This is a genomic window from Acidimicrobiales bacterium (assembly GCA_016716005.1).
Lineage (GTDB): Bacteria > Actinomycetota > Acidimicrobiia > Acidimicrobiales > JADJXE01 > JADJXE01.
This window is the reverse complement of record JADJXE010000001.1, coordinates 937,111-953,502: the sequence shown is the minus strand read 5'-3', so window position 1 is coordinate 953,502 and position 16,392 is coordinate 937,111. Positions and strand designations below refer to the sequence as shown.

Sequence of the window (16,392 nt, the reverse complement as noted above, 5' to 3'; positions counted from 1 at the left end):
TGGCCTCCTACCAGTGCAGATCGGCGATGGCGGCCCGTCCCCCGGCGGGTGGGCCGTCGTGCACGATCCGGCCGCTCGACAGCTCGATCACGCGGTCGGCGATCCGCGAGATCTCCCGGTTGTGGGTGACCACCAGCACGCTCCGCCCGGCCTCGGCCTGCGCGGCGAGCAGCTCGAGGATCTGCACGCCGGTGCGGAAGTCGAGCTCGCCCGTCGGCTCGTCGGCGAGCAGGACGGGGTTCCCGGTGGCGAGGGCCCGGGCGATGGCCACTCGCTGCTGCTCGCCGCCGGACAGCTCGTGGGGGAAGTGCCGCAGCCGGTCGCCCAGGCCGACCTGGTCGAGCACGGACGCGGCCCACTGGTGGTCGTTGCCGCGTCCGGCCACGTCCGCCCCGAACTGCACGTTCTCCAGCGCGGTCAGCCCCGGGAAGAGGTTGAAGCTCTGGAAGATGAAGCTCACCGTCTCCCGCCGGATGCGGAACAGCTCGGAGCGCCTGGCGCCCGTGACCTCCCGTCCGGCGACGGTGATGCGGCCCTCGGTGGCGGTGTCGAGCGCCCCGATCAGGTTCAGCAGGGTCGTCTTGCCGCTGCCCGACGGCCCGAGCACAACGACCAACTCGCCGGGGTCGACCTCGAGGTCGACCCCCTCCAGCGCGACCACCGTCACCTCGCCGCCCATCGTGTAGCGCTTCGCGACCCCCTCCAGCAGGATCGTGGGGGTGCTGCCCGGCCGGTGACCGGGATGCGGCGGTGCGACGACGGCCGTGTCGCTCACGCCTCCAGGGAACGCCAAGGGCCGTGCCCGGGCCAGAGGCGAAGGTCCCCCTAGGGCGCGAGGTAGCGGAGGAACAGGACGCCGTCGGCGTCGAGCACCTGGTCGAGCCGCAGGGCCACCGGCGGGTCGATGGGGGGCCCGCGCACGACGCGCGGCGCGTCGCCCCCGGCCACCAGCGGGGCCACGGTGATGCACCACTCGTCGACCAGGCCGGCCGCCGCCAGCTGCCCGTTGAGCGTGGGGCCCCCCTCGCAGAGCACGATCCCGACGCCCCGGTCGAGCAGCGCGGCCAGGGCCAGGGAGCAGTCGACGCCGGTCGCGCCGGCTCGGATCACCTCGACCGGCGCGGCGTTCGGCACGGCCGCTCCGTCGGTGGTGACGAGGTAGGGAAGGGGGTCGTCGGTGAACATCGGGAGCGACCAGTCCACCGACAGGCGGCCGCTCACCACGGCGAGCCGGGGGCGCCGGCCGTCGGGGCCGGGCCGGGCCGGGCGGTACCCCTCGGCGTTGGCGGTGCCCGCGCCCACGAGCACGACGTCGGCGAGCGACCGCAGGGCGCGGAACACGGCGCGGTCGGCCGGACCGCCCAGCCCGCCCGACCGCCCGGCCACGGCGCTGGCACCGTCGAGGCTGGCGACCATGTTCACCAGGACCCACGGGCGCCCGTCGTGCGGGCCCCGCGCCGGGTCGGCGTAGGCGTCGGCCGCCTCCAGGGGCGTCGTCGGCGCCGCTCGCCGCAGCACCCGCTCAGCCCTCGTCGGCGAGCAGCCCCAGGAGGTCGGCCCGCTGGGGGTTGCGACCCTCCTCGACGAAGCGGTGGCGTGCGCGGATGACCGGCACGAAGGCGTCGTCGGTGTACAGGTAGAAGCGGTTCTCGAGCACGGCGTCGTGCACCAGGTCGGCCACCTCGGCGGGCGGCTTGGCCGCCTGGATGAGCTCTTTGAACACCTGGAGGCGCAGCTCGTCGTCGGGCGTCGGTTCCCACGAGCTGGTGCCGATGAGCCGCTCCGGGCGGTTGCGCTCCGACTCCATGATGCGGGTCGCCACCAGCCCGGGGCACAGCACCGTGACGCCGACGTTGGAGCCGGTGTCCTGCAGGTGCCAGTACACCGCCTCGGCCAGCGCGACCACGCCGAACTTGGAGACGGCGTAGGGCCCGCCCACGCCGCCCACCAGCCCCGCCACCGAGGCGGTCATCACCAGGTGACCCTCGTCCTGCTCGAGCAACGACGGGAGGAAGGCCCGCACCCCGTGGATGACACCCCACAGGTTCACGCCCAGGGTCCAGGCCCAGTCGTGCTCGGTGAGGTGCGGCAGGGGCACCATCGGGCCGCCCACCCCGGCGTTCAGGCACACCACGTGCGCACCGCCGAGCTCGTCACGGGCCCGCTGGGCGAGGGCGTCCATGGCGGCACCCTCGGACACGTCGGTGACCACGCCGATGGCGGTGGCCCCGCCGGCCTCCAGCTCGGTCACCGCCTGCCGCAGGGTCGGCTCCTCGACGTCGGCCAGGGCGACCTTCATGCCGGCCGCCGCGAACCTGGTGGCGAAGGCCCGGCCCATGCCGCTGGCGGCCCCGGTGATGACGGCGGTCTTCCCTACGAGCGAGTCCACGATTCCCCCTTGCGGTCGATGGCCGGCCCAGCCTGCCATCCCTGCGGGCGGGCGACCGTCGGGAGCAGGTGAGAGGATGGGCGGACGTCGCCACCGAGGGGGGCCACCGTGACCGTCGTCGACGAAACCAGCGCGGCCAGCCGCGTCGCCATCCGGACCTGCCCGCTCTGCGAGGCCGGGTGCGGCCTCGAGATCCAGGTGAGCGGCGAGCAGGTGGTGCGCATCCGCGGCGACCGCGACGACGTGTTCAGCCACGGCTACCTGTGCCCGAAGGGATCGTCGCTCAAGCAGCTCCACGAGGATCCCGACCGCCTGCGCGCCCCGCTCGTGAAGCGCGATGGGGTGTTCGTGGAGGTGACCTGGGACGAGGCCTTCGCCGAGGTCGAGCGCCGGCTCCTGCCGGTGCTGGAGCAGCACGGCCGCGACGCGGTGGCCACCTACCTGGGCAACCCAGGTGCCCACAACCTGTCGGCGATGCTGTTCAACCGGGTGCTCCTGAAGGCCCTCGGCACCCGCCAGCGCTACTCGGCGAGCACGGTCGACCAGCGTCCCAAGGAGCTCTCGTCGGGCTTCCTGTTCGGCACCGGCGGCACCATCCCCGTGCCCGACCTCGACCGCACCGACCACCTGCTGGTGCTGGGCGCCAACCCGTACGCGTCCAACGGCAGCATCTGCACCGCCCCCGACTTCCCCGGCCGGCTGGAGGCGTTGCGAGCCCGCGGCGGGCGGCTGGTGGTCGTCGATCCCCGCAGGAGCCGCACGGCCGAGGAGGCCGACGAGTGGGTCGCCATCCGACCCGGCACCGACGCCCTGCTGCTGATGGGCATCGTGCACGCCCTGTTCGAGCAGGATCTCGTGCGGCTGGGTGGGGCCGAGGGCCTGGTCGAGGGGCTCGAGCAGGTGCGCGACGTGGCCAAGCGGTTCCCGGCGGAGGTGGTCGCGCCGGCCTGCGGGATCGAGTCCGACACGGTCGGCCGGCTGGCGCGGGAGCTGGTCGAGGCCCCCACGGCTGCGGTCTACGGGCGGATCGGCACCTGCACGCAGGAGTTCGGCACCCTCGCCTCGTGGCTGGTCGACGTGGTCAACATCCTCACCGGCAACCTCGACCGTCCGGGCGGGGCCATGTTCAACCTCCCCGCTGCGGGCAGCGCCACCACCCGCGGCAAGCCGGGCACGGGCAAGCCGTTCGTGGTGGGGCGGAGCCACACGAGGGTGCGGGGCCTGCCCGAGACCCTCGGCGAGTACCCGGTGGCCGCGCTGGCCGAGGAGATCGACACGCCCGGTGAGGGCCGGATCCGGGCCCTGGTCACGGTGGCCGGCAACCCGGTGCTGTCGTGCCCGAACAGCGGCCGGCTCGATGCGGCCCTCGCGACGCTCGAGTGCATGGTGAGCGTCGACATCTACCTCAACGAGACCACCCGCCACGCCGACGTGATCCTGCCGCCCCCGTCGAGCCTGCAGCGCTCCCACTACGACCTGGCCCTGCTGGCCTTCGCCGTCCGCAACGTGGCCAACTACTCGCCCCCGGTGTTCCCCCTCGAGCCCGGCCAGCCCGACGAATGGGAGATCCTGGCCCGGCTGGCGCTGATCGCGCAGGGCCAGGGGGCCGCAGCCGATCCCGCTCTCGTCGACGACCTCACGATCGCGGGGATGGTGCAGGGGGCGGTGAGCGATCCGTACTCGCCGGTGCACGGCCGCAGCGCCGACGAGCTGCTGGCGGCGCTGGCGGGGCGCCGCGGCCCCGATCGCATCCTCGACCTCATGCTGCGGACCGGCCCGTACGGCGACGCCTTCGGGGTGGTGCCCGACGGGCTGTCCCTCGACGTGCTCGAGGCCAACCCGCACGGCGTCGACCTGGGGCCCCTCGCTCCCCGGCTGCCGGAGGTGCTGCGCACGCCGTCCGGCCGCATCGAGCTGGCCCGCCCGGAGCTGATCGACGACTGCGACCGGCTGGCCGAGGCGGCCGAGCGGGCCGGCGACGGCTTCGTGCTGGTGGGCCGGCGGCATCTCCGCTCGAACAACTCGTGGATGCACAACCTGCACGTGCTGGTGAAGGGCAAGGAGCGGTGCACGCTCCAGATCCACCCCGACGACGCCGGGCGCCTCGGCCTGACCGACGGGGCATCGGCGCTGGTGGCGTCGCGCGTGGGCCAGGTGGTGGCGCCGGTGGAGGTGACCGACGGCATCCTCCCGGGGGTCGTGAGCCTGCCGCACGGGTGGGGGCACGATCTCGACGGCGTCCGCCTGGGCGTCGCGTCGGGCCGGCCCGGCGTGAACTCGAACCTGCTGGCCGACGACGAGCTGATCGACGCGCTGTCGGGCAACGCGGTGCTCAACGGCATCCCGGTCACGGTCGCGCCGGCGTAGCCCTCGGCCCGCAGGGCCGCCGGGTCGTCCCGTGCCCGTCGTGGGCGCCTGGCAGCCCTGATCTCAGCCCGCAGGGCCGCCGGGTCGTCCCGTGCCCGCCGGGCCGGTGTTGCCGGCCGCGCCCGGGGTGTCACCGGGCCCGGCCCGGATGCCCACCCGCTCGGCCCACTCGGCCCGGGTCTCGGCCTCGGCCAGCGCCTCCTCGGCCAGGCGGCGCAGCTCGGCCCGGCGCTCCTCGCGGCGGCGGTGGCGGTCGATCGACACCGGCCCCACGTGCAGCGACAGGTAGGCCAGCGCGCCGAGGGGGATCGGCAGCCAGAAGCTGGCCAGGCGGAACGTGACCACCCCCAGCAGGGCCTCGCCGCGGGGGATGCCGAACCCGACGAGCGTCGAGGTCATCACCACCTCGACGATGCCGACCCCGCCGGGTGTGAGCGGGATGGCAGCGCTCACGTTGGCCAGCCCGAAGGCGATCACCAGCCCGTCGAGCGGGACCCGGTGGCCGTAGGCGGCCACGAACACCCACAGCGACGCCATGCTCAGCGCCCAGTTGAGCGACGACCACCCGATGGCCCGCCACAGGAGGGGCGGGTCGGCGGCCAGGGTCTGCAGCCGCTCGGCCAGGTGCCGGGCGATCCGCACCAGCGCCTCGGAGTCGACGAGGGGGATCCGGCGGCCCACGGCCCGAAGCCCCCGCTCGGCCCGGTCCTGGCCTCGCACCAGGAGCAGCACGGCGGCGGCGAAGCCGCCGATGAGGACGACGCCGACGATCGCCACCGTGCCCGACACCGGCTGGAAGCCCCGCAGCGGGATGGAGAGCAGGAGCCCGAGCCACAGCAGCACGTTGAGCACCACCGCCGAGCCGAGGCCGGCCGTGGCCAGGGCGAAGGTGGCGTCGGTGAGGGACACCCCGAGCCGGTTCAGGAGCCGCACGCCCAGGGCGCCGCCGGCGGCCGAGCCACCCGGTACCAGGTTCGTCACCGTGAGCGTCGACAGCTGGATCCGCAGCAGCGGGTCGACGCGGGGATGCGGCTCCGGCAGCAGCGACCGGGTGAAGAGCGTGTAGGTGACGATGGCCGCGGCCTGCAGCGCCAGGCCGAGCAGCACGAGCCAGGGGTTCAGGTCGACCAGCACGGTGGCGGCCTGGCGGGCACCCGCGACCTGGGGCAGGACCAGGTAGTTGAGGGCGAGCAGGAACACAAGCGCGAGGGCCGTGCGGCGCAGCGGCCGGGGCACCCGTTGCCGCCGCCGTCGACGGGGCGGGTCGGCGGCCGGGGCGTCGGCCGGCTCGGGCGAGGCCGGGTGGTCGCTCACGCGCCCGCTACACGGCCACCGACACGAGCCGCCCCACGAGGGCGGTGATGCCCATGGCCAGGGTGCCGCCGATGAGCACCCGGATGGCCGCCCGGCCCTTCGGGGCGCCACCGAGCTGGGCGCCGACGGCGCCGAGGATCCCGAGGGCGGCGAGCGCCACCGCCACGGTGACGACCACCCGGGCGGAGGCGCCGATCGCCAGCACGGTCAGGATCGGGAGGAGCGCGCCGATCGCGAAGCTGAGCGCCGACACCACCGCGGCCTGGACCGGCCGGGCCAGGACGTCGACGTCGAGGTTCAGCTCGTCCCGGGCGTGCACCGCCAGGGCGTCGCCCTGGGACAGCTCCCGCGCGACCTGACCGGCCAGCTCGGGGGACAGGCCGCGGTCCCGGTAGATGGCGGCGAGCTCGCGGAGCTCGGCCTCGGGGGCGGTGGCCAGCTCCTCGCGCTCTCGGGCCAGGTCGGCCAGCTCGGTGTCGCGCTGCGAGCTGACCGACACGTACTCGCCCGCAGCCATCGACAGGGCGCCGGCGGCCAGCCCGGCGACGCCGGCCGTGAGGATCGCGCTGCGGGCGCCGGCGGCCGCAGCCACACCCAGCATCAGGCTGGCCGTCGACACCAGCCCGTCGTTGGCGCCGAGCACGGCGGCGCGCAGCCAGGCGGCCCGACCGCTGAGGTGGCGTTCTCGGTGCCCGCGTCGGATGGCCATCGGCCTGCTTCCCCCGTGGTGGTCGGTGTCAGGCTAGGCCCGGGCCGGGATCAGGGCCGCTCCTGGTCGTCGTCGCCGACCTGGCGTCGGCCGTCGTCGCGCACCTTGCGCAGCGCGCCGGTCAGGTCGGCCAGCTCGCCGGGCGAGAGCAGCCCGGTGAGGTGCTCCTCGACGCCCCGGAGGTGGAGGGGGGTCGCCTCGCGCAGGCGCGCCTCGCCCTCGGGCGTGAGCACCGCGAACCATCCCCGGCGATCGGTGGGGCACGACTCGCGCCGCACCAGCCCGGCCGTCTCGATCCGGTCGATCAGGCGGGTCAGGCCGCTGGTGGAGATCGACATCTGCTCGGCCAGCTCGCTCATCCGGAGGTGGCGGCCCGGCGAGCGCCCCAGGCGGACGAGCACCCCGTACCACGACAGCGGGAGACCGGCACCCTCGAGCAGCTCGTGCTCGAGGACCCGCGACAGGTGGGCGTGGGCCTCGATCAGGAGGCCCAGCGCCGTCAGGCGCTCGTCGTCGAGCAGCTCGTCCACCGGTAGCAGGATAGGCGACTAGGCCGCGAGGTACGAGGTTGCGATGACAACCATCGTTGCTAGAGTGATTGCTGTTCACAACAACTCGCACCACAACGACACCGAGGAGCACGACCCATGAGCACGAGCACGAGCACGAGCGCAGCCACGAGGACGGTCGACGGGGTGGAGCTGCCCGTCGCCGGGACCTGGGCCATCGATCCGTCGCACTCCACCGTCGGCTTCGTGGTTCGCCACCTGATGGTGGGCCGGACCCGCGGTCGCTTCGGCGCCTTCGACGGCGTCGTCACGGTCGCCGAGGACCCGACGGCGTCGTCGGTGGAGGTGACGATCGACGCGGCCAGCATCGACACCCGTGACGAGACCCGCGACGGCCACCTGCGATCGCCCGACTTCTTCGACGTCGAACGGCACCCGTCGCTCACCTTCGAGAGCACCGGCGTGGTCCCGGTCGGTGCGGGCCGCTGGTCGGTGACGGGCACGCTGACCATCCGTGGTGAGGCCCGGCCGGTCACGCTCGACGTCGAGTACGAGGGGACCGAGGTCGATCCGTGGGGCAACCAGCGGGCGGCGTTCACCGCCCGTACCGAGGTCGACCGCGAAGCCTGGGGCCTCACCTGGAACCAAGCCCTGGAGACGGGAGGCGTGCTGGTCGGCAAGAAGGCCCGGATCGAGCTCGAGGTCGAGGCCGTCCTGCAGCAGGGCTGACCGGTGGGCCGGCGGTGCCCACCGCCCGGACGGGCAAGCGGCCCGGGGCTGTCCACAACCTGTGGAACGTTCGCCCGAAATCCACCGGCAATTCACAGGGTTGTTCCCCTTCCTCTCCACAGGGCGGGTCCCGTAGGTTCGCCTTCGTGCACCGGCCGCAGCGCCGGCGAGCGGATGGGTGGAGCGGCCCGGCCGTGGGCGGACGGGCGAGCCACGGGGGCGGCAGCCGGGGGAGGACCCAGGGCGCCCGCGAGGCCCCCTGACCTGCTCGCTGGCGCTGCGGTGTCAACCGCTCCGGGGCCCGGGACGACCCGGGGGCCGGAGCGGTTGACAGCGGTGTAATTCCGGTGGTGTAATCTGCAACATATTGTGGCCCGGAGGCGTTGCCCCGCTCCAACACCACGACATGTAGTGGCTAGCAGGTCGTGGGTTCAGGGGCGGCGCCCCGGGCCCTCCAACGTGTCGAGGCCGGGGTGGTGGCCGACGGTCAGCCCCGGGAGGAGGGTCCGATGGCACTGGCGCCCGAGCAGACCGGCATCGGCATCCGCCGACACTTCACGTCGCCGGGCGTCGACCCCTACGACGAGGTGACCTGGGAGCGCCGCGACGCCCGGCTCACCAACCTCCGCGACGGGACCGTGGCCTTCGAGCAGCTGGGGGTCGAGTTCCCCGCCACCTGGTCGCTGAACGCCACCAACATCGTGGCCCAGAAGTACTTCCGCGGTCACCTGGGCTCACCCGAGCGCGAGTCGAGCGTGCGCCAGATGATCGACCGGGTCGTCGGCACCATCGCCCGCTGGGGCGAGGCCGGCGGCTACTTCGTCGACGCGGCCGAGGCGCAGGCCTTCCGGGCCGAGCTCACCTACCTCGTCCTCACCCAGCGGGCGTCGTTCAACTCGCCGGTGTGGTTCAACATCGGCGTGGCGGGCCGCAGCCAGCAGGCCTCGGCCTGCTTCATCCTCTCCGTCGACGACACCATGGAGTCGATCCTCAACTGGTACGTCGAGGAGGGCACGATCTTTCGCGGAGGGTCCGGCTCGGGGGTGAACCTGAGCCGCATCCGCGCCTCCACCGAGGCGCTGCGCGGTGGCGGGACCGCGTCGGGGCCGGTGAGCTTCATGCGGGGCGCCGACGCCTCGGCCGGCACCATCAAGTCGGGTGGCACCACCCGGCGCGCGGCCAAGATGGTCATCCTCGACGTCGACCACCCCGACGTCGAGGAGTTCGTGTGGTGCAAGGCCGTCGAGGAGCGCAAGGCGAGGGTGCTGCGCGACGCCGGCTTCGACATGGACCTCGACGGCAAGGACAGCTTCTCGGTCCAGTACCAGAACGCCAACAACTCGGTGCGGGTGAGCGACGAGTTCATGCAGGCCGTCGAGCGCGACGAGGCCTGGGAGCTGCGAGCCCGCACCACCGGCGAGGTGGTGCGCACCGTGCGGGCCCGCGAGCTGTTCCGGGAGATCGCCGAGGCGGCGTGGGAGTGCGCCGACCCGGGCGTGCAGTTCGACACCACCATCAACCGCTGGAACACGGTGTCGAACACGGGCCGCATCAACGCCTCCAACCCGTGCTGCTTCGTGGGCGACACCCTGGTCGACACCTCCGACGGCCCGGTCCGCATGGAGCTGCTGTGCAAGGCGGGCGACGCCGGCGAGCGGCTGCCGCTCGCCCACTCGCTCGACCTCGACGCCGGCCGCTTCGGGCTCTACGAGATCACGCGGGTGTGGGTCGCCGGCCACGCCACCGAGCTGGTCGACGTGGTCACCGCTGGGGGGCTGCGGCTGCGCTGCACGCCCGAGCACCGCTTCCTCACCCTGGCCGGTGCGTGGGTCGAGGCCCGGGCGCTGCAGCCCGGCACGGCCGTGAAGGCCGTCGACGACCTGGGGCAGCCCGTCCACGACGCGGTCGCCGAGGTCCGCCGGGTCGTGCTCGACGAGCCCGTCGCGGTCTACGACCTCGAGGTCGAGGGGGCCCACAACTTCGTGGTCACGAGCGAGGGCGATCTCGAGCACGCCGTGGTGGTGCACAACAGCGAGTACATGCACCTCGACGACTCGGCCTGCAACCTGGCCAGCATCAACCTGCTGTCGTTCCTCGAGCGCGACGGCACCTTCGACGTCGACGGCTTCCGCCACGCCGTGGAGGTGGTGTTCGCCGCCCAGGAGATCCTGGTGGGCAAGGCCGACTACCCGACCGAGCGGATCGGCGAGACGTCGCGTCGCTTCCGCCAGCTCGGCCTGGGCTACACGAACCTGGGTGCTCTCCTGCTGGCCCTCGGCCTGCCCTACGACTCCGACGAGGGCCGGGCCCTGGCCGCCGCCATCACCGCGCTCATGACCGGCCACGCCTACGCCACGTCGGCGCGGATCGCGTCGCGCATGGGCCCCTTCGCCGGGTTCACCGAGAACCGCGAGCCGATGCTGCGGGTCCTGCGGATGCACCGGGACGCCGTCGCCGCCATCGACGAGGAGCGCGTGAGCCCCGAGCTGCTGGGCGCCGCCCAGGAGGCGTGGGACCGCGCGGTCGAATGGGGGTCGGCGTACGGCGTCCGCAACTCGCAGGCCACCGTTCTGGCCCCCACGGGCACCATCTCGTTCCTCCTCGACGCGGACACCACCGGCATCGAGCCCGACCTGGGCCTGGTGAAGACCAAGAAGCTGGTGGGTGGCGGCACCATGGCCATCGTCAACCAGACCGTGCCGCGGGCCCTGAGGCGCCTCGGCTACACCCCCGAGCAGGTCGACGACATCGTCGCCCACGTCGACGAGCACCACTCGATCATCGGTGCCCCGCACCTGGCCGCCGAGCACCTGCCGGTCTTCGCCTGCTCCATGGGCGACAACGTGATCGGCCACATGGGCCACGTGAAGATGATGGCTGCGGTGCAGCCCTTCATCTCCGGCGCCATCTCCAAGTGCGTCACCGGCGACACCCTGGTGCCCACCGCCGAGGGCTTGCTGCGCATCGGCAGCCTCCACCGGGGCGAGGAGCCGGACACGCTCCGCAGCGAGGTGATCGAGGTCGCCTCGCTCGGCGGCACCCAGAAGACCGACGCCTTCTACTACGGCGGCCCCAAGCCCACCCGGTCGGTGGTGCTGCGGTCGGGGCACCGCATCACGGGCACCCCCAACCACCGCCTGCTGGTGGCGACCGACGGCGGGTTCTCGTGGCGCCGCCTCGACGAGATCCAGCCCGGCGACGCCGTGGCGGTGCAGTACGGCGACGAGCTGTGGTCGTACCTGCCGGCCGAGCTCCCCCCGATGGCGGGCATGCCCGGCGAGATGAGCGCCGAGCTGGCCTTCCTGCTCGGCGCCCTGGCCGTGGCCGGCGAGGTCGACGCCGACACGGGCGGGGTGCGGATCTCCTCGGGGGTGCCTCAGGTGCGCGCCCGCCTGGCGGCCGCCTGGAGGGACCTGTTCGGGCTCGAGGCCGACCAGGTCGATGCCGGGCCCCACCCGGCCGTGCGCGTGGAGTCCGGCGCCGTCGTGGCGTTCCTCGCCGGGCTCGGCGCCGGGGCCCGGGGGAGCGCGGCGCGACTCCCCGACCCGGTGCTTCGCTCCCCACGCGAGGCCGTGCTGGCCTACGTCGAGGGCCTGGCCCTGGCCGCCCACGTGTCGCTCGGCGGCACCCCCCGCTGGTCGCTGTGCCTCGACGCCCCTGCGCTGCTCGACGACCTGCAGGCCGTGCTCACCAACCTGGGGGTGCGGCACAGCCGGCGTTCCACCGGCGCCTACGTCGAGGGCCACCCCTTCGACGAGCTGCGGGTGGAGGGCGAGCAGGCCTGGCGGCTGGTCGAGCTGGTGCCGCTGGCCGATCCCCTCGAGGCGGCCCACGCGGCCGAGCTGTCGGGCACGGCGGTGCTGGGCGGCGACGACCACGACCGCGTGCCCGGGATCGCCCCCGCCGAGCTGTACCGGCTGGTCCCCGAGGGCGAGCGCTCGCGCTTCGGCGCGCTGTGCGAGCCGGGCGCAGGTGCGGTCACCCGGCGCGACCTCGAGCGGGCCGCGGCGGTGCCCGGGGTGGTCCTGCCGCCCTGGGTGCACACCGTGCTCGACGACGACCTCCACTTCAGCGAGGTCGAGTCGGTCGCCGACGCCGGCTGGCGCGAGGTGTTCGACGTGTCGGTGCCCGCCACCCACGCCTTCGTGGCCAACGGCCTGGTCAACCACAACACGGTGAACCTGCCCGAGAGCGCCACCGTCGACGGCATCGAGGAGCTCCTCCTCGAGTCGTGGAAGCTCGGCCTCAAGGCGGTGGCCATCTACCGCGACAACTGCAAGGTCGGCCAGCCGCTCTCCACCGGGAAGAAGGCCGAGCCCGAGGCTGGGGGCGCCGAGCGGGCGCTGGCCCGCGAGGTGGAGCGCGTGGTGGAGACGATCGTGATGCGCGAGCCCGAGCGCGAGAAGCTGCCTCGCACCCGCTCGTCGAAGACGTTCTCGTTCCGCGTGGCCGACTGCCACGGCTACGTGACGGTGGGCGAGTACGCCGACGGCCGACCCGGCGAGATCTTCGTGCGGGTGTCGAAGCAGGGCTCCACGCTGGCCGGGGTCATGGACGCCTTCGCCATCTCGGTCAGCCACGGCCTGCAGTACGGCGTGCCCCTGCGGGCGTTCGTCGACATGTTCGTCAACATGCGCTTCGAACCGGCCGGCATCACCGACGACCCGGAGATCCGCTTCGCCTCGAGCCTCGTCGACTACATCTTCCGGCGCCTGGCCGTGGAGTACCTGCCCCATGGTGAGCGGGTGGACCTGGGCATCCTCACCACCGACGAGCGGCTGCAGCCCACCCTCCCGGGCGTGGAGGAGGCCGCCACCCGGAGCGTGAAGGGTCAGGACGTGGCCGCCCGCGACGAGCAGCTGCCGCTGACGGCGCCGGTGAGAGCCGTCGAGCCGGGTCCTGGCGTGGCCACCGCCGTCTCCGACGCGCCCTACTGCATGACCTGCGGCATCCGGATGGTGCGGGCCGGCAGCTGCTACGCGTGCCAGAGCTGCGGGAGCACCAGCGGCTGCAGCTGATGCGACGTCGCGCGACGAGCCGGGCTGATCAGGTGCCGATCGACCTGCCTCCGGGGCGCACGTCGGATCGGGCGGTCAGGCCGTGCCGACCCGTTGGGGGGTGGCCTCCCTTTCGGTGACGGTGCCGATGCCCAGCTGGCCTGCGGAGTTCTTCCCCCAGCAGTGCGCGGCGCCGGTGCTGCTGACCGCACACGTCGAGCCCTCCAGCGAGTGGATCGTCGTGGCCGGGGCGTCCAGGCCTTGCACCTCCACCGGCGTGGCGCGGTCGGTGGTGGTCCCGTCGCCGACCTGCCCGAACGCGTTGGCGCCCCAGCAGTAGGCGGCGCCGGCGGCGGTGAGCGCGCAGGTGGTGACGCCGCTGCTGATGGTGGTGGCCGGGCCGTCCAGGCCCGGCACGGGGGTCGGCGGGATCGCGTCGGGGGAAGTCGGGCCGGCGGGGTCGAGGCCCCAGCACCAGGCCGAGCCGGTGGTCGTGACCGCGCACGTGCTCACACCGAAGGTGCTGATGACGGCGACCGGGCCGTCCAGGCCTTGCACCTGCACCGGCGTGGCGCTCCCGATGGTGGTGCCGTCGCCGAGCTGGCCGTAGGCGTTGGCACCCCAGCACCAGGCCGAGCCGGTGGTCGTGACCGTGCACGTGGTGCCGTACCCGACGCTCACGGTGGACGCGCCGCCGATGCCCTCCACCCGCCGGGGGGTCGCCCTGTCGATCGTCGTGCCGTCGCCGACCTGGCCGGAGTCGTTCTTCCCCCAGCAGTAGGTGCTGCCGTCGGCCGTCACCGCGCAGGTCGTCTCCCCGCTCGTGCTGACGGCCGTGGCCGGGCCGTCGAGACCCTCGACCCGCACCGGAGTGCTCCGGTCGAGGGTGCTGCCGTCGCCGACCTGGCCGGTGCCGTTGGCGCCCCAGCAGTAAGCGGCGCCGGCGGCAGTGACGGCGCAGGCGGTCTCTCTTCCCGTGCTGACGGCCGTGGCCGGGCCCTCGAGACCCTCGACCCGCACCGGTGCCGACCGGTCGGTGTCCGTGCCGTCGCCGACCTGTCCCGCGGAGTTGGCGCCCCAGCAGTATGCCGTGCCGCCGGCGGTGACGGCGCAGGTCGTGATCCCCGCGCTGATGGCGGTGACCGGGCCGTCGAAGCTCGATGGCGGCGCGGTCGTCGGCGCGCTCGTGGGTGTGGTGGTGCGTGACGTGCTCGCTGTCGCGGCCGTCGTCGAGGGCGCCGTCGTCGTGGCCGCCGGCTCGTCGGGGTCGGCGCCGCAGCTCGCGGCGGCCATGGCGCAGAGCGCCAGCATCGTCGCGGACAGCGCCCGAATCCTCATGTCTCACGGCCTCCGGTCGCGCGCTCGTGGTGTCGGCTCCATGCTGAACGGTCGGCCGTGCGGTTGTGTAGGGCGGGCGTCACACCGCACCGGTCACGATCGGGCGCCTCGTTGGCAGATGGGCCGCCGGGCGCACATGCACACCGCGGATACCGGTCGACAGATGGGCCGACGGGTGCGACGGTGGCGGTTGCTTCGTGCCGGGGGGCCGAGGTGCACGAGAGCACCAGGGGGGGCGATGTTCCTGTTCAACCGTCTGACGACCCTGCAGGGCGACCTGCGTGGGGCGATGGGCTGGGCCAACGAGATCACGGGCTACGTCAACGCCAACAGCGACTTCGACGTCACGCTGTGGCAGGCCCAGTTCGGCTATCCCGTCGGCACGATGGTGTGGAGCACCTGGGTCGAGTCGCACGCCGCCCTGGAGGCCGGGTTCGCAGGGCTGCTCGCCGGCGACGGCTACTGGGACCTGATCGCACGGGGCCAGGAGTATGTGTCCGCACCCGCGCAGGACATGCTGCGTCAGGCGGTGTACGGCGGTCCCGGTGACGAGCCGCCGCCGCTGGGTGCGGCGACCACCGTCACCACCGCGGTGGCGGCGGGGGGGAAGCTCGTGGAGGTGATGGCGTGGGGAGCCGAGATGGCCGCCCACGTCGAGCAGGTCACCGGCCTGCCGACCATGTTCCTCGCCGACACCTACGGCACCTTCGGCCAGGTCACGTGGCTGAGCGGGGCGCCGGACATGGGGACCGCCGACCAGGCCGGCGAGGCGCTCAACGGCGACGCCGCGTACCTGGAGCGGCTCGGCGACATCGGTGAGCTGTTCGTGCCTGCGTCGGGCCATCGGGGCCTGGCGGTGCGCATCGCCTGATCGGCGCGCCGCCGACCCGGTCGAACCCGTGAGCTGAGCGGGGTGCACCCGCGCTCGGCGCGCCCCACCCGGGTGCGGTGTGCCATGGCGCCGTGCGCCCTGCGCCGTGAGGGCCCGAGCGCGGCCGACGACGTCGCCCTAGGTGTTCCTCGCCGGCGTCTTCGGCGCGGGCGTCGCCGGCCGGGCACGCTCGGCGGTTCTCCGTCCGAAATGGCCCGCAATGCGGGTCGATCGGGATGTAGAACCCAGGGAGCCGGACGGAGCGCACGGCGAACGGCCTACGTTGTGGCGGTCCCGGTGACGCCGACGTGTTCGTGCAGAGCTTCCGGCCCGGTGCGATCGATCGCATGGGGTTCGGCGACGCAGCGGTGCGGTCCGTGAACCCGGGGATCGTCTACCTGTCGATCAGCGGGTTCGGGCCGGACGGGCCGTACGCGGCCAAGCGGGTGTACGACCCGATCATCCAGGCGGTCACCGGCATCACCGACGTGCAGGGTGACGCCGATGGCTCGCCGGCCCTCCTCGAGACCATCGCCTGCGACAAGCTGAGCGCGGTCTACGCGGCCCAGGCGGTGACGGCCGCGCTGTTCGCCCGCGAGCGGGGTTCGGGGGGCCAGCACATCGAGCTGGCAATGATGGACGCGGCCATCGGGTGGCTGTGGCCCGAGGCCCTGTACAACCACGCCTTCGTCGACCACCCGGGGCAGATGCCCGAGTTCGCCAGCTTCTACCGGATGTGGCGGGCCGCCGACGGCTGGCTCTCGAGCATCATGATCCAGGACGCCGAGTTCGAGGGGGCCTGCCGGGCCGTCGGCCGCGACGACCTGCTCGCGGACCCGCGCTTCACCACGCTGTTCGACCGGCTGGTCAACTCGCAGGCCCTGGTGGAGATCCTCCAGGTCGAGCTGGCCCGGTGGCCGGTGGGCGAGCTGGTGGCGGCGCTCGAGGACCACGACGTGCCGGTTGCCAAGGTCAACCGGCGGGCAGACCTGGCCACCGACCCGCAGGTGGTGCACCGCGGCTCGGTGGTGGAGGTGGAGCACCCCGCCGGCGTGCGCGCCGGCCTGGGCCGGACGGCCGCGGAGATCGAGGCCCTCCGGGCCGACGGCGTGGTGCGGCGACCGGGAGCCACCACCCCGCCGGCGGGCGGAGGTAGCGTCCGGTGCCGG

At 73.6% G+C, this 16,392-nt stretch carries 12 protein-coding genes; 4 read left to right on the top strand and 8 right to left on the bottom strand.

From position 1 onward, the window contains the following. Positions 1 to 7: 7 nt before the first annotated feature. The 3 genes from IPM45_04615 to IPM45_04605 form a co-directional block, all read right to left on the bottom strand. Positions 8 to 679, bottom strand: a complete 672-nt coding sequence (locus tag IPM45_04615; protein ID MBK9178846.1) for an ABC transporter ATP-binding protein — start codon at positions 677 to 679, stop codon at positions 8 to 10. Between the two features lie 146 nt (positions 680 to 825). Then, positions 826 to 1,518 (bottom strand): dihydrofolate reductase family protein, encoded by a 693-nt coding sequence (locus IPM45_04610; GenBank protein ID MBK9178845.1) that lies wholly within the window; start codon positions 1,516 to 1,518, stop codon positions 826 to 828. Positions 1,519 to 1,522: 4 nt separating this feature from the next. Next, a complete protein-coding gene (locus IPM45_04605; GenBank protein ID MBK9178844.1) occupies positions 1,523 to 2,389 on the bottom strand; it encodes an SDR family NAD(P)-dependent oxidoreductase in 867 nt (288 codons plus the stop codon). Between the two features lie 108 nt (positions 2,390 to 2,497). Here IPM45_04605 and IPM45_04600 point away from each other — a divergent pair, with 108 nt between their 5' ends. After that, positions 2,498 to 4,756: a molybdopterin oxidoreductase family protein gene (locus IPM45_04600; protein MBK9178843.1), complete on the top strand. Its 2,259-nt coding sequence runs from the start codon at positions 2,498 to 2,500 to the stop codon at positions 4,754 to 4,756. 63 nt (positions 4,757 to 4,819) lie between these two features. Here IPM45_04600 and IPM45_04595 read toward each other — a convergent pair whose 3' ends face one another. The 3 genes from IPM45_04595 to IPM45_04585 are packed head-to-tail and all read right to left on the bottom strand — an operon-like array spanning position 4,820 to position 7,321. Further along, positions 4,820 to 6,070 carry a flippase-like domain-containing protein gene (locus tag IPM45_04595; protein MBK9178842.1) on the bottom strand — a complete coding sequence of 417 codons (1,251 nt, stop codon included), beginning with the start codon at positions 6,068 to 6,070 and terminating at the stop codon, positions 4,820 to 4,822. 7 nt (positions 6,071 to 6,077) lie between these two features. Next, positions 6,078 to 6,779, bottom strand: a complete 702-nt coding sequence (locus IPM45_04590) for a VIT family protein (GenBank protein ID MBK9178841.1) — start codon at positions 6,777 to 6,779, stop codon at positions 6,078 to 6,080. A gap of 50 nt (positions 6,780 to 6,829) precedes the next feature. Then, the gene (locus IPM45_04585; GenBank protein ID MBK9178840.1) at positions 6,830 to 7,321 is read right to left on the bottom strand and encodes a MarR family transcriptional regulator; all 492 of its coding nucleotides are present in this window, start codon (positions 7,319 to 7,321) and stop codon (positions 6,830 to 6,832) included. Positions 7,322 to 7,426: 105 nt separating this feature from the next. On the opposite strand from IPM45_04585, the gene IPM45_04580 reads away from it, so the two are divergent. Both IPM45_04580 and IPM45_04575 read left to right on the top strand, forming a co-directional pair. Further along, the gene (locus tag IPM45_04580) at positions 7,427 to 8,017 is read left to right on the top strand and encodes a YceI family protein (protein MBK9178839.1); all 591 of its coding nucleotides are present in this window, start codon (positions 7,427 to 7,429) and stop codon (positions 8,015 to 8,017) included. 509 nt (positions 8,018 to 8,526) lie between these two features. Beyond that, a complete protein-coding gene (locus tag IPM45_04575; protein ID MBK9178838.1) occupies positions 8,527 to 13,035 on the top strand; it encodes a hypothetical protein in 4,509 nt (1,502 codons plus the stop codon). A gap of 75 nt (positions 13,036 to 13,110) precedes the next feature. Here the strand turns inward: IPM45_04575 and IPM45_04570 are convergent, their stop codons facing one another. Next, positions 13,111 to 14,352, bottom strand: coding sequence for a hypothetical protein (locus IPM45_04570; GenBank protein MBK9178837.1), 1,242 nt, complete (start codon positions 14,350 to 14,352; stop codon positions 13,111 to 13,113). Positions 14,353 to 14,590: 238 nt separating this feature from the next. Between IPM45_04570 and IPM45_04565 the strand changes: the two genes are divergently transcribed. Further along, positions 14,591 to 15,223: a hypothetical protein gene (locus tag IPM45_04565; protein MBK9178836.1), complete on the top strand. Its 633-nt coding sequence runs from the start codon at positions 14,591 to 14,593 to the stop codon at positions 15,221 to 15,223. Between the two features lie 278 nt (positions 15,224 to 15,501). Here the strand turns inward: IPM45_04565 and IPM45_04560 are convergent, their stop codons facing one another. Beyond that, positions 15,502 to 16,239: a hypothetical protein gene (locus IPM45_04560; protein ID MBK9178835.1), complete on the bottom strand. Its 738-nt coding sequence runs from the start codon at positions 16,237 to 16,239 to the stop codon at positions 15,502 to 15,504. Positions 16,240 to 16,392: the final 153 nt, after the last annotated feature.